Source organism: Bacteroides sp. AF29-11 (assembly GCF_003602895.1).
GTDB lineage: Bacteria > Bacteroidota > Bacteroidia > Bacteroidales > Bacteroidaceae > Bacteroides > Bacteroides uniformis.
This window is the reverse complement of sequence record NZ_QTLY01000005.1, coordinates 194836-207855: the sequence shown is the minus strand read 5'-3', so window position 1 is coordinate 207855 and position 13020 is coordinate 194836. Positions and strand designations below refer to the sequence as shown.

Genomic DNA, 13020 nt, shown 5'->3' with positions numbered 1-13020 from the left:
AAATAAAGAGTTCTTGTAAGAACCGGTACCTTGGATGAGTGGCTTAGTCAGCGGTCTGCAAAACCGTGTACGGCAGTTCGAATCTGCCAGGTACCTCGAAGAATAAAACTCCGAAACTGCTTTTTAAAAGTGTTTCGGAGTTTTTTGTTATAGGGAATTGTTTGCCCATTCTATAAAATATCATTCGCTGAATAGTTACAGCTTACTTATTAAAGATTGAATAAAATGAAAAAAGTTGGATTTCTGATTTTCTGTCTGTTTGCTATGTGCAGCATGGCAGGCAAGGCGCAGGATGTAGTGGCGGACAGTACCGGCTACATCGTTAAGGTAGGGGAGATGGCTCCAGATTTTACAGTGAAGCTGACGGATGGGAAAAGCATTACCCTTTCGGGACTTCGTGGGAAGGTGGTCATGTTGCAGTTTACCGCGAGCTGGTGTGGGGTATGCCGTAAGGAGATGCCTTTCATTGAGAAGGATATATGGCTGAAGCATAAGTCGAATCCGGATTTTATGCTGATTGGCATCGACCGTGACGAGCCGTTGGAGAAAGTGATTGCTTTTGGTAAGTCAACCGGAGTGACCTATCCTTTGGGTCTGGACCCGGGAGCGGATATATTTGCGAAGTATGCGCTTCGCAAGGCAGGTATCACACGCAATGTCCTGATTGATAAGGAAGGGCGTATTGTGAAGCTGACACGTTTGTATAACCCTGAAGAATTTGCTTCTCTGGTGAAGGAGATTGACGGAATGCTTTCTGAATAGCAGGCATAGGCAAGATATAAAAAAACGAAGTGCCCCCTAAAAGTTTTTGTCTAACCTTTAGGGGGCACTTCATTTTATGCTTGTCGGGACAGTTTGGCAAGATAGTCATAATGTGTACCCTCTTTCACCAGTTCTGCTTTGAAGCCGTTTTCGGCAGCATAGAGGCTCAGGGTCTGGAAGTCGATGTAGAGCCAGTCAAAGGAGTCGCCTTTGACATTCTTGTATTGCATCTGGAAGTCTACCTCTCCGTAGTAATCACCGGCAAGGTCGATAACAATACTGCCATCTTCCTCTTCGAACAGATAGCTCAGGTTGCTGGAATCCATTAAAACACAGCCTCCAGGCCGGAGCAGCAGCTTCATCTTCCGGAAAAAATCAGGCAGATTCTCCAACTTTCCGATAATGCCGGAACCGTTCATCAGCATCAGGATAGTATCGTATTCATCGGCAAACTGTTCATTGAACAGATTGGTTTGTGACACGCTACGCACACCTCGCTGCTTCATCACCTCCACGGAAAGCGGGGAAATGTCGATGGCATGGACCTCTTTTCCGGCTTCTTGCAGGGCAAGGCTATGGCAACCGCTGCCGGCACCCACATCCAGAATCTTTCCGGTTGCCATTTGCAGAGCAGTACGCTCCAGCAAGGGCATTTGCTTTTCTGTGCGGAACAGCTCTTCGACGGGAATTTCGTCCTCATCGAATTGTGAAGAGAACACGCGTAGGCGGTCGGCTTTATGCCGTTTGAAGTAATCGGCTATGGCTGCGCCCATCGGGTCCTTGTCGGCAGGCAATAAGGCTGTATTTATCATTTCTTATGTCTGTTAGCGCGTTTGCGGCGGATTTCTGCTTTCATTTTGGCTGAGGCGGAACCGTGTTGCCCGGTAATGTAGGTTTTCTTCTTGGCTTTGGTCTTTATCTTGTTTTCTTCTTTAGGTTTGTCCTTTTTGCCTTTGAAGACAATACCACCCATCATCGCTTCTTCTATACTCATATATTTCGTTGTTTTAATAAAGTAGAATATCATTTCTCCGGCAGTACCTCAATCCAATAGTCATCCGGGTCATTGATAAAGTACAGTCCCATTGCTGTGTTTTCGAAGCATACCCATCCGTTTTCCTTATGGTATTGGCGTATGGCGTCGTAATCGCCGGATACGCGGAAGCAGAGGTGGCTCTCGTTCTCTCCTAATTCGTAGGCTTGTGGGTGCTCCTTCAAGCAGGTCAGTTCCAGCAGGAAGCCGGTACTGCCGTCGGTCAGATAGACCAGAGTGAAAGAGCCGTCGGACGACTCTTTCCTATGATGTTCTTTCAGGCCCAGTGCCTTTTCGTAGAATGCGATGCTACGTTCCAGGTTGGTGACATTGATATTAAAATGGTCGAATTTACTTTTTATTTCCATTTGTTTATTTCTGATTTGATTATTTACAATTTACAGTCTGCGTGTGCGGTCATTTGACCATTGCTTTCAGAATTTCGCCTACATACGTGCGTGGCATACCTTCCATCGTTGCCGGTGAAGGCAGCTTCTTACATTCCAGAATGACCGTAGGCTCTGTCTGTCCCGTAGGATAGAAACGGATGGTATAGCTTTCTGCTTTTTCCATTTGTTCATACGGCTGGTCGGGCGACAGTATGCTGAATACAACTGGTTTGCCGTTGACTTTGCCCAAAGAACCTCCGGAGTTTGCTGTCATCATGGTCATGTTGAAAGGCTCTTGGCCGATGACGATAACCAATTTGCCTGCTCCGGTCTGGATGGCATCGGCTGATAATTGCTCGGGGGCTATGGTCGTATATTCTTGTTGCTGGCTCTTTTGGGCAGGAACCAGTGCGGCAGGTTTCTTGACTTGGGGCACTTCGATGACTTGGGCATTTCCCACGATGCCTTCGGATGCCTTTTCAGTAGCCTGGGCGGGTTCCACGGTAACTTGTTTCTTCGGGGTGATTACCGTCGGACCGGAATTGACGACAGCCTTCACCTCTTTCTTTTCTTCCTTCTTTTCTTCTACCGGAGCTTTGGCAGTGGTGGCGCTCAATGCTTCTGCTGCTCCCAGGCAAAGGTCATCAACGAAGTCTACGGTTTTTCTGCGCCACTTGGCAAGTCCGCGTACCAGTTTGGTCTTCGCCTTGTTCAAGGCATACTTGTCTACAATCCACTCCTCGGCGGTATATTTTTCTTTTCCTTCGCGGTAGTTAAACCGTATCTTTTCTACTTCGAGCACGCTCTTTTCGGGTTGGCAGGTCACAGTCAGCTGGTAAAGGATTTTGGTACGGTCTAATGACAGAGCCGTAGAACTGAATACAATCCATTCATCCCCGATACCTACAATTTGTCCTTTCTCTTTGTCTGAGAATACTACACGGCTGGTATTTTCATTCTCTTTCAGACGGGCATCCATCCAGCCGAGCAGACGTTCGTAGATTTCATCCTGAGACATGCCGGGGATGCTGAATTCTTTGGTGAATACCACTTTGCCGTCCACCTCGGGAACAGCACCGGCCAGATATTTACTGTCGTCCTTATCCTGCGCCTGCAGCATGGCCGGCAAACAAAGGCAAAACAGTGTAAAAAGAAGTTGTGTCAAATTTTTCATAATAGTATGTGTTTTAATTATTAATTTACGAATTATGGGCTACAAGTTGGGGAGTTCGAAACTTTCACCACGGTGTGCAATGCTCAGAAAGCGGCATCCCTTGCTCTCGGCAAACTGCCGGAAGGCGTTGCCTCCCTGATAATCTTCGCTGAAGTGCATCGGTACAAATATAGTGATTTTTATTCGTTCCACGAATTGTTCTGCTCCACGCATATAATCTTTTCCGATACGGCTGTCCACCGGAAACATGGCTACATCTACGGCAGGTGCAGTTTGCTGCAGCTCTCTCACTTCGGCCAGAAAGTCACCTTCGGCCTTGCGTATTTCCTGCGGAGTAGATTCCTCGCTCCAGTGCCAGTTGTTCAGGTCACCGGCATGGAACAGCCGTCTGCCCTGCAGGTCTATCAGGAAGGAGATACCCACATCGGTAGAACCGAAGGCCTGGATACGGATATGTTCGTCTTCGTAGGTGTCGCCCTTATTGATGTAGGTGGCATCTTCCGCTGAAGCGCGGCGGTGCTTCAGGATGTCTTTGGAGAATATGTAGCGGATGTCGGGCCGCAGTTTTTTCCATGAAAGAACTTCGCGATTGAAGTGGTCGGGATGGAAATGCGAGCATAGTACGTAGAGTACGCCCGGCTTTTCCAAGAGATAGTCGTGCACGATACCTTTATTGAAAACCTCTTCCGAGGAATCTTTATAGTAATCGATAATGACCGTCACTCCGTCCGCTTCAATCGCGAAGCCGCTATGGTAGATGTAATCAAGTTTCATTTACGGATTGAATTATAGCGCAATATTACAAAAAACGCTACACAAACTTCCGGTTTAAGCTGTTATTTTATGCAAAAGCACGCTACATCGGTACTTCTATGAAGAGAATGTGAGAGTCTTTCAATGTTTCCAGCTCAAAACTGCCGGTTTCGTATACTCCCATTCCGTCACGGCGTGAGAGTATTGTGCCGTCCACTTTGACTTCACCTTCCATTACGAAGATGTATGCACCGGAATGCGATTGGTGCATGTGGTAGTCAATCTTCTTTCCGGCTTCTATTTCACCGATAGAGAACCAGGTCTGTTGTAGCAGTCTGGCAGGAGCATCGCCGTCAGGGGATACTATTAGTGCCATTTCATTTTTGCGCAGGAGTGGACGTACGTCGAAGTCCTGGTATGCGGGTGGTGTGTTCAGCTTTTCGGGCATCACCCAGATTTGCAGGAATTCTACCGCTTCAGTGTCACTGCCGTTCATTTCGCTGTGGTAGATGCCGGTGCCGGCGCTCATGGTTTGTATATCTCCCGGAATGATGATGCGGCTGTTCTGATGATTGTCCCCATGTTTCAGTTTCCCTTTCAGGGGAATGGAGATGATTTCCATATTTTTATGAGGATGTGTGCCGAAGCCCTTTCCCGGAGCCACACGGTCGTCGTTCAGTACACGCAAGGCGCCGAAATTCATCCGGCGGGGATTGTAATACTCGTCGAAACTGAAGGTGTGGTGGCTGTCAAGCCAATCATATAGGGAATGACCTCTGCTGTCTGATTTGTCTATAACTTTTTTCATAATTTATTCCTTTTCTTAAAATGGTTTATGTACTAGTAACGCTTTGGAAAGCTATAAAGTTTAAAAACCGATGTCTAAGAATTTATAAATGAGTGGGGACTATGCCTTGACCTCGTTCTCCAGTGGCTTATGGTTCATAAAATCTTTGATGTTCTGCAAGGTTGTCGAAGCAATGTTTGCCAGTGCCTCGCGTGTGAAAAAGGCCTGGTGCGAAGTGACGATGACATTATTGAAGGACAGTAGCCGCGCCAGGGTATCGTCATCAATGATTTTGTCCGATTGGTCTTCATAGAAGTATTCGCTTTCCTCTTCGTACACATCCAGGCCGGCAGAGCCGATTTTCTTGTTTTTTAGTCCTTCAATCAGGGCGTTGGTATGGATGAGTTGTCCACGTCCGGTATTGATAATCATTACTCCGTCCTTCATTTTACTGATGGAATAGTCGTTGATGAGATATTTGGTCTGTTCAGTCAGCGGGCAGTGCAGGGAGATGATATCCGAATTGTGATATAGCTCATCCAGGCTGGTATATACCACTTGATGTTCACGGGCGAAATTATAGTCGGGATAGAGGTCGTAGGCAAGAATATTCATGCCGAATCCACGCAGGATACATATCAGTTTCTTGGCTATTTTTCCCGTGCCGATGATGCCTGCAGTTTTTCCGTACATGTCGAAGCCCAGAAGTCCGTGCAGCGAGAAGTTTCCGTCTCGTGTCCGCCAGGTGGCACGTGGAATTTTACGGTTGAGGGATAACATCAGGGCAACGGTATATTCTGCTACGGCATAAGGGGAGTAAGCTGGGACACGCACTACGGTAATGCCACGGTCGGCAGCTGCCTTTAAATCTACATTGTTGTAGCCGGCGCAGCGCAACGCCAATAATTTCACGCCGTTGTCTGCCATCAGACGGATAACTTCGGTATCGGCCGTGTCGTTCACGAAAATACAGACTGCATCTACTCCTTGGGTTAAAATAACGTTGTGCTTGTTAAGATGCCCTTTATAGTAGCGGAGCTCAAAACCATATTCCTTGTTTTTTTCGTTGAAAGACGCTTCATCATAAGGTTTGCTGCCAAAAAATGCGATAGTGTATGCCATGGGATTTGTTGTTTTTTAAAATGTTACATAATTATAGGGAGATAACAAGTGGAAAGTTGATATGGTTCAGTGGCCGGAAGGATTCATAAAATGATAATTATTTCTATTTGTTTCATCAGAAACTATTTGGTATTTCAATTAAAGTTCTATATTAGGATAACTTTATGCACAAAATTCTTTTTCATGTGCAATATTATTGTACCTTTGCGCCCGAAAACAATTAAAAAAGATTTAGATGAGAAAATTTTCGTTGATTGGCATTGCGATGTTAATCGTTTCAATTCCAACTTTTGCGGGTGGTATCCTAACAAATACAAATCAGCATGTATCTTTTCTTAGAATGTTAGCGCGTGGTGCTTCCATTGATATTGACGGTGTCTATTCTAATCCGGCCGGTTTGGCCTTCTTGCCGGAAGATGGTCTCTATTTGTCTTTGAATGGACAAAGTGCTTATCAGACCCGTAACATAAAAGCGACATTTCCCTTGTTTATTGAAGATGGGAATACACGTTATTATAAAGGAAAAGCTTCTGCTCCTTTCATTCCTAGTTTTCAAGGTGCATATAAAAAAGGAGACTGGACTATTTCCGGTAGCTTTGCTGTTGTAGGTGGTGGCGGTAAGGCATCGTTTGATGATGGTTTGGGTATGTTCGATTCAATGGTGATGGGACAAGTCCATACTATTTCGGGTGGTCAAATCACTCCCAATATGTATTCTATCAATAGTGCAATGGATGGAAGCCAGTTTATTTATGGTGTGCAATTGGGGTTGTCGTATCAAGTTAATGATTGGTTAGGTGTGTTTGCCGGTGGACGTATGAATTATTTTACCGGTGGGTATGAAGGATTTCTGACTGCAACAGCACACAGTAATATTCCTACTTATGGTGGCATGGAATTGGTTGGTATCGATTTAGACTGCGACCAGACCGGCTGGGGATTGACCCCTATCTTGGGAGCTGATGTGAAGTTGGGCAAATGGAATATTGGGTTGAAGTACGAGTTTATGACAAGTCTTAATCTCGAAAATAAAACCAAAAAAGCTGAAGTGCGTGCAATGGGAACTGCTATGGGAGATGAAGGGAATCCTTTGGCTGACTATAAGGATGGTGTGAATACTCCGAGTGATATCCCTGCATTATTGACTGCAGCTGTTGGTTATGAATTCCTTCCTACGCTTCGTGCAACGCTGGAATATCACCATTTTTTTGATAAAGCGGCAGGGATGGCCAATGATAAGCAGAAAGCGTTGAAGCATGGCACACATGAAATTTTGATTGGTGCAGAATGGGATATAGCTAAACAGCTGACCATCAGTGGTGGTTATCAGCGTACAGATTATGGCTTGGCTGATGATTTTCAGAGTGATATAAGTTTTTCATGTGACTCTTATTCACTGGGGTTTGGTGCTGCCATCAAAATGACAAAGCATTTGACTATGAATATAGCCTATTTTTGGACAAACTATGATGATTATACAAAGAAGATAAGTGAAACCACCAAGAATGTTTATAGCCGTACTAATAAAGTGTTTGGTCTTGGTGTTGACTATAAGTTCTGATTTCACAATCCTACCTTTATATATTAAGAAGCCGTCTCAAATATCGATTTGAGGCGGCTTCTTTCTTATTTTATATTGGATTAGAAAGAATACTGTACAAGCAGGTTCATACGGTTGGCATGGTTGGTGGAATTGTCGAAGTTGGTGCGCCAGCCACGCAGATATTCAGCGCCTACCTGCATGTTCGGGGTTACGTTCCAGAATACGTTGGCTACGAAATACTGTCCGTAGCGGTAGGTACTTGGCAGGTCGTTGGGATAACCGTCTTCAGAGTAAAGGCGGGACATGCTGTAAGTGCTTGAAAGGAATACCTTTGGAGAAATGTTATATTGTAGACCTGCATACCAGCCCAGCATGGGCAATGCCTGCATTTTGCCTTCCTTTTCGGGATTGGGGACAATATCGACGTTCAGATTACTGATGTCATTCAGGTATTGCCCGATACCTTTACCATAGTTGATTTGTCCGAATGCCTGCCATTTTTTACCGAGGTTAAAGGTCGTTGAGGCTTGTACACCGTATCCGGTGACGCTGGAAGCCTTGTCCCTTTCCGTGCTGGTATATGTCATGCTGCGGATGATACCTCCTACACGCAGATGACTGCTGCTGTTCCAACTGTATTGTGCCGAAGCTGTGAAGTCCGGCATGCGTTGCTGGGCAATTTCGAATTGGCTGCTTGTTGTGCCGTCAACGGCAGGCGCCTCGATGGAAGCTTGGAAACGAAAGTCTTTCAGCCCTTTATAAGTATATGACAATTGTGTAGCGCGGTAGAACGTGGCACCGTTGGGCCCCTGGAAGTCAATGGTGGAGGGGAGGGCGCCTAAGTCCATGAAACCGCCGTAAGTATATCCCACCGTTATATTTCGGAATGACATATAAGCATTCCGTAGCTGGAATGTTTTGTCTCCTCCTCGGAAATTTCCGGCTGTATAGACTGTGAAGTCACCCAATAGCCGGGTGTGTCCGACTAATTTCAGAAAGATAGTGGCCGTACTGGCATCCATTTGAAATTGATTTTTGATTTTACTAATGCTTGGAATGTTGGCAGGAACAAAGTCAATATCATCCACAATACCTCCAAAATCATACTCGCCGGTGGCACGGACATACCCTCCGATACCCAGGGCGAATTTGCCTTGTTTGTCCATCAATAGGAAGCGGGGAGCTTTCGGGTCATGGATGTAAGGCAATTGTGACTCATTCATGATGCGGATAATCTCGTCGCCCGCTTTGTCGATGGTAACTATGACAATGCCGTTGGGGGCTTCGTCATCGATGATCTCTTTTTTTTGTGCATGGATAGTGGACAAGGGAAGTCCGGCTACGCACAACAGAAACATTGCTTTTAAGATTGTTTTCATTTAAGTTAGGTTTTGATGAATGTGCTTTCAACAACTTAAATGAAAAAAGGTTTTGTAGTCTTGGAGGAAGAAAGGAGGTTATTCCGTCAGTATTCTTGCCTTGAATGAAGATCGTATGCAAAATTACCCTTACCCTAATTTCCGGAATAACCTCCTGAGGATGTGTGTTAAGTTACTTATTTTTTCATGACGGCATTCCATAGCGCTTTGCGTAGGGTTCCCATGGTGTCGTCACCTTCATAATCCCAGAACATCATGCCTTTCATGCCGTTTTTTAATATCCATTCACCTTTGGCGGCAATACTGCGGGGATTGTCGTAGCCACAGTAGAAACTGCCGTTTTTGGTGACATAGGGGACATTGCCTTCGGCATCCCAATTATCGATGACATAGCCGTCGTCTTTGCTCAAGTTGAGAATATCCCGATAATTGATACTGCCGCCGGAATTGAAATCTGCCCTTCCATAGAATGGAATCCCCAATACTAATTTGTTGGCAGCTACACCTGCATTCAGGTATTCGTCTACGGAACGCTGGCAGTCCCAGTAATTACTAGGCTTGTTCAATGCTGATTGATGCTGGGGGGCACCAACCAGATCATAGGCCATGATATTGACGAAATCTACATACGGGTCTACAGCCTTTACATCAATATATTTGTAGCCTTCGCCTTGGGGACGCTTGTCCATGCAATAACCTGCATAGGTCAATAGGGTGGACTGCCCCAACGCTGCACGCAGGTCTTTCATCAATAGGGTGAAGTTTTCCACATCTACCAACTCGTCATAGGCATTGCTGCCGAAGGTCATACCGGGAAATTCCCAGTCAATGTCAATACCGTCTATGCCCTCACTCGAAACAAAGGCTTTGCAGTCTTGTGCGAATTGCTTGCGCATTTCCGGACTCTTCGCCAGGGCGGAGAAACCTCCGTCCTGGGAATTGTCAGTATTGGAAACGCTATTGGTAAAAGAGAGTAATATCTTCACATGTGGATACTGGCTCTTTATTTTCTTTACCTTATCAAAACGGGATTTATCACCTTGCAGGCCAAACTTTTCATAAATTCCGTTTTTAACATATAATTCTGCAAAAGCGTAGTTTATGTGGGTCAGGTATTTGGCATCGGGTATGGATGTGCCATAATAAGTGACGTAGCCCAATGCAACCCGGCCTGCAACCTGCTCGGCCATTTCGGTCTCGTTGTCTTCATTTCCCGGAGCTGGCAGTCCGGGCATGTAGTCGTCATTGTGACATGCGGCTACTAGAAAGACAGTAGCTATTATAAATAGCAGTTTCCTTTTCATAGAGAGTGCATATTATTCAGAATCGGTTTCTGCTTCAGTCTTGAAATAAGCATACCAGCCGCTGTCGTCCCAATCCACACCACCGCTATACTTGCCGGGATGATAGATTGTGATATAGTTCTCATCCAGTGTCAGCAGCCAAAATTTGTTGCTGCCTACGCTTTGTCCGTTGTCGTCATAATTTCCTCCGATGGTGGGGATACTTGTTATCAGTTCACCCAGTACTCCGTCTTCCGGTTTTTCGTGTGTGAAGGAGAAAGTACCTTCTGCCTTCAGGTTTCCGCTGGCATCATAGGTTTTCATCTTGTTTCCGTCGAATTCGAATACCATGGACTGGTCTCCCGCTTCGGCGGCAGTGACATTGGCCCACCAGGCAAAATTTGATTCGGGAGTATAGCCTGCACTGGTATATTTCCAGCCTCCATGAGCCCCCATATTGCAGACGGAACCCCAGCTGACTTCACGGAATTTCCAGGTCTTCTTGGCAGATTTGTCACTCTTGTCGGTTGCACCGGTGAAGTAAGTGGACCAATCGTCGAATACATTGGTCACAGTCACTACAACCGGATCTGTCTTGATAATCTGATTGGCGGAAATGCCCATATAGTAGATGGAATAGTCCGCATTGGACTCCATGATGACCGTAGCGTTGTCCGTGACCAGAGTCTTACTTTGTTTACTTCCTTCGCCCCCCCATTCTATGTGCCATGAACCGCCAATGTCCGGGCGGGAGTTTTTCAGGGCTATATACTGGTCGCCTTCCACTACTCCGTCTTGGTTGGGGAAGGGTTGGGTAATGGATATGGCGGCTTGTAATGCCTCTTTGGTTATGGGTGTACCGGCATCAGTCACATATTTGTCTCGCAAGTCTTCGTCTTCGATAGGATCGCATGCAGTAACGATGAAGGCTGAAGCAAGCATTGCTATCAATATTTTTGTTACTTTCATATTGTCTTTATTTATAGGTTAATACTCTTACATATTGTTCCAATCCGAGAACTGGGCAGATGCATCCCAGCCTGGATTCTGCTCAAGGACTCCATTGGAGATGTCGATTTCGTCTTGCGGAATGGGCCAGTAGCCTTGGGTTGCTTGTAGGCGTTTCTTATAGTCGAATTTTACCATCGGTACCACCGTAGCGGCATTTATTATATTGAACCCGGTCTGTTTGTTGAGTATGTCACCGGCTTCCTCAAGCGAAGGACCCGACCAGCGAAGGATATCCCACCAGCGGATGGACTCGAATGCAAGTTCCCAGCGGCGTTCCTGCTTGATGGCTTCCAGGGAGTAGGCCACCGGAGCCAAGTGGGAGCGGGCACGTACCTTGTTCAGACCCGTAGCGTCTTGTTTCAGCTCGGACTGCATGAGCAGGACGTCGGCAAAACGGATATGAATCAAGTCGGCAATTTGGAGTAGCTGTTGGGATGTCTGCGAAGATATTCCGGGGAACATCTGCTTGCCGAAAGGTTCGATTTTGCCTTCATTGTAGGAATTGATATTGATGTATTTTTTCTGGAAATAGCCGGTTTGTTCATAGTAACGATAGGATACGGTATATTCCGGTTCACCCTCGTCCATGGTGCAGTCCATCAGCACATTGCCGGCAACATTCGGATCAAGTGCTTTGTACGACCATATGGAACCGGTCAGACGGGGATCCTCCTTGTAACCGTCCGTATAGGTCTGCTTGGCGGCCCAGTCTTTCCATTCGTTGACCATAGCCGGAGATACGGGGCCAGCTCCCCAACCGGTGCCGAAGGGATAACTGTCTTTGTTGGAATAGTTGTCGGCAGACGGTGAATAGAATTGCGCGCATGTGTTGGAGAACCAGGTATAGGTCCAGTCGGATTTCAGGTTATGCTTGTTGGCGAATAAAGTTTCGTCGGAACTGTTTCCTTCCCATTTCAGGTTATGGTTGATAACGTATTGGTAACGGAACCCTTCGGTATTGTCTTCGGTAGCATCGTTGGTGTAGGCCCAGATGTTGCGTTGGTCGGACACCAGTTTATGACCGGAGTTGTTTACACAGTCATCTATCCAAGAGATGACCTCCTCTTTGGTAGTTCCGTTGGGAAGCTCGGTTTTTTCGTAGCGTCCGGTATAGAAAAGGAATACACGTGCCATCATGGCTTCGGCAGCATATTTTGTAGCGTGTCCGGTCATGTCTGAGCCTTTCGGATAAATCTTTGCCGGCATCATTTCGATAGCGTTTTTCAAGTCGGCTGCAATCTGGGCGTAGATTTCGTCTACGGATGCACGCGGCAGGTTGGTACTTTCCAGTGTGGTGCGTAAAGGAACTCCGCCAAAGACTTGTGCCAGCTCATAATAAGCCATGGCACGCAGGAAGTAGGACTCACCGAAAAGTCGGTTACGTTCGCTCTCGCTGGACCATGATTTCACATTCTCCATTGTGTTGATGGCATTGTTGGCACGGTTGATAAGGGTGTAGCAACGGTCCCAGATGCCGGCAAATGTATTCAGATTGCCACTGTACATAAGGAAGTTGGTGGCACAGTTGTTGGAGTAGGAGAGGTTGCCTCCCAGACAGTCGTCACCTGCCAACTGGGCAATGTAATACTGGGAAGAGGTTTCAGGACTTTCAAACAACAGATGGGCGTATATGGCCGTCACCATCTCTTGGGCATCCTTTTCTGTCTCCGGGAAGTTGGCGGTTGTCTTTTCGGTCAGAAGTTCCGAATCGAGGAAGTTTTCGCATCCTGAAAGAAGAATCAGTATTGCTGATGCTATGAATAATATCTTTTTCATAATTTCTT

General features: G+C 46.2%; 13 protein-coding genes and 1 tRNA gene. 3 read left to right on the top strand and 11 right to left on the bottom strand.

Annotated elements, in window-relative coordinates; genetic code table 11:
• Positions 1–24: 24 nt before the first annotated feature.
• Both DWZ03_RS10275 and DWZ03_RS10270 read left to right on the top strand, forming a co-directional pair.
• Positions 25–96: transfer RNA gene (locus tag DWZ03_RS10275), tRNA-Cys, on the top strand.
• A 129-nt stretch (positions 97–225) separates the two neighbouring features.
• Positions 226–762 (top strand): TlpA family protein disulfide reductase, encoded by a 537-nt coding sequence (locus DWZ03_RS10270; RefSeq protein ID WP_005831535.1) that lies wholly within the window; start codon positions 226–228, stop codon positions 760–762.
• Between the two features lie 74 nt (positions 763–836).
• On the opposite strand, the gene DWZ03_RS10265 is transcribed toward DWZ03_RS10270, so the two are convergent.
• The 7 genes from DWZ03_RS10265 to DWZ03_RS10235 all read right to left on the bottom strand — a co-directional run bounded on the left by DWZ03_RS10265 (position 837) and on the right by DWZ03_RS10235 (position 6020).
• Positions 837–1574 carry a class I SAM-dependent methyltransferase gene (locus DWZ03_RS10265; protein WP_016274284.1) on the bottom strand — a complete coding sequence of 246 codons (738 nt, stop codon included), beginning with the start codon at positions 1572–1574 and terminating at the stop codon, positions 837–839.
• On the bottom strand, positions 1571–1756 hold the full coding sequence (locus DWZ03_RS10260) for a hypothetical protein (protein WP_008664928.1): 186 nt from the start codon (positions 1754–1756) through the stop codon (positions 1571–1573). Before DWZ03_RS10260 ends, DWZ03_RS10265 begins: the two co-directional genes overlap by 4 nt.
• A 29-nt stretch (positions 1757–1785) precedes the next feature.
• Positions 1786–2163: a VOC family protein gene (locus tag DWZ03_RS10255; protein ID WP_025834860.1), complete on the bottom strand. Its 378-nt coding sequence runs from the start codon at positions 2161–2163 to the stop codon at positions 1786–1788.
• Between the two features lie 49 nt (positions 2164–2212).
• Complete coding sequence (locus DWZ03_RS10250) at positions 2213–3358, bottom strand: DUF4468 domain-containing protein (protein ID WP_120129889.1); 1146 nt, start codon at positions 3356–3358, stop codon at positions 2213–2215.
• A 39-nt stretch (positions 3359–3397) separates the two neighbouring features.
• Positions 3398–4132, bottom strand: coding sequence for an MBL fold metallo-hydrolase (locus tag DWZ03_RS10245; RefSeq protein ID WP_005831526.1), 735 nt, complete (start codon positions 4130–4132; stop codon positions 3398–3400).
• A gap of 82 nt (positions 4133–4214) precedes the next feature.
• Positions 4215–4919, bottom strand: a complete 705-nt coding sequence (locus DWZ03_RS10240) for a pirin family protein (protein WP_120129886.1) — start codon at positions 4917–4919, stop codon at positions 4215–4217.
• 99 nt (positions 4920–5018) lie between these two features.
• On the bottom strand, positions 5019–6020 hold the full coding sequence (locus tag DWZ03_RS10235) for a 2-hydroxyacid dehydrogenase (protein ID WP_005831522.1): 1002 nt from the start codon (positions 6018–6020) through the stop codon (positions 5019–5021).
• A 235-nt stretch (positions 6021–6255) separates the two neighbouring features.
• On the opposite strand from DWZ03_RS10235, the gene DWZ03_RS10230 reads away from it, so the two are divergent.
• Positions 6256–7581: an OmpP1/FadL family transporter gene (locus DWZ03_RS10230; protein ID WP_005831520.1), complete on the top strand. Its 1326-nt coding sequence runs from the start codon at positions 6256–6258 to the stop codon at positions 7579–7581.
• 80 nt (positions 7582–7661) lie between these two features.
• Here the strand turns inward: DWZ03_RS10230 and DWZ03_RS10225 are convergent, their stop codons facing one another.
• The 4 genes from DWZ03_RS10225 to DWZ03_RS10210 all read right to left on the bottom strand — a co-directional run bounded on the left by DWZ03_RS10225 (position 7662) and on the right by DWZ03_RS10210 (position 13012).
• Positions 7662–8942, bottom strand: coding sequence for a hypothetical protein (locus tag DWZ03_RS10225; protein ID WP_009038185.1), 1281 nt, complete (start codon positions 8940–8942; stop codon positions 7662–7664).
• A 176-nt stretch (positions 8943–9118) separates the two neighbouring features.
• Entirely contained in the window at positions 9119–10246 is a 1128-nt protein-coding gene (locus DWZ03_RS10220) for a glycosyl hydrolase family 18 protein (protein ID WP_061412175.1), read from the bottom strand.
• 12 nt (positions 10247–10258) lie between these two features.
• Complete coding sequence (locus tag DWZ03_RS10215; RefSeq protein ID WP_016274291.1) at positions 10259–11194, bottom strand: hypothetical protein; 936 nt, start codon at positions 11192–11194, stop codon at positions 10259–10261.
• A gap of 27 nt (positions 11195–11221) precedes the next feature.
• Entirely contained in the window at positions 11222–13012 is a 1791-nt protein-coding gene (locus DWZ03_RS10210) for a RagB/SusD family nutrient uptake outer membrane protein (protein WP_005832449.1), read from the bottom strand.
• Positions 13013–13020 lie beyond the last annotated feature (8 nt).

Coding starts and splice junctions, on each gene's coding strand:
- DWZ03_RS10270 (WP_005831535.1), top strand. CDS start 226: ATGAAAAAAGTTGGATTTCTGATTTTCTGTCTGTTTGCTATGTGCAGC.
- DWZ03_RS10265 (WP_016274284.1), bottom strand. CDS start 1,574: ATGATAAATACAGCCTTATTGCCTGCCGACAAGGACCCGATGGGCGCA.
- DWZ03_RS10260 (WP_008664928.1), bottom strand. CDS start 1,756: ATGAGTATAGAAGAAGCGATGATGGGTGGTATTGTCTTCAAAGGCAAA.
- DWZ03_RS10255 (WP_025834860.1), bottom strand. CDS start 2,163: ATGGAAATAAAAAGTAAATTCGACCATTTTAATATCAATGTCACCAAC.
- DWZ03_RS10250 (WP_120129889.1), bottom strand. CDS start 3,358: ATGAAAAATTTGACACAACTTCTTTTTACACTGTTTTGCCTTTGTTTG.
- DWZ03_RS10245 (WP_005831526.1), bottom strand. CDS start 4,132: ATGAAACTTGATTACATCTACCATAGCGGCTTCGCGATTGAAGCGGAC.
- DWZ03_RS10240 (WP_120129886.1), bottom strand. CDS start 4,919: ATGAAAAAAGTTATAGACAAATCAGACAGCAGAGGTCATTCCCTATAT.
- DWZ03_RS10235 (WP_005831522.1), bottom strand. CDS start 6,020: ATGGCATACACTATCGCATTTTTTGGCAGCAAACCTTATGATGAAGCG.
- DWZ03_RS10230 (WP_005831520.1), top strand. CDS start 6,256: ATGAGAAAATTTTCGTTGATTGGCATTGCGATGTTAATCGTTTCAATT.
- DWZ03_RS10225 (WP_009038185.1), bottom strand. CDS start 8,942: ATGAAAACAATCTTAAAAGCAATGTTTCTGTTGTGCGTAGCCGGACTT.
- DWZ03_RS10220 (WP_061412175.1), bottom strand. CDS start 10,246: ATGAAAAGGAAACTGCTATTTATAATAGCTACTGTCTTTCTAGTAGCC.
- DWZ03_RS10215 (WP_016274291.1), bottom strand. CDS start 11,194: ATGAAAGTAACAAAAATATTGATAGCAATGCTTGCTTCAGCCTTCATC.
- DWZ03_RS10210 (WP_005832449.1), bottom strand. CDS start 13,012: ATGAAAAAGATATTATTCATAGCATCAGCAATACTGATTCTTCTTTCA.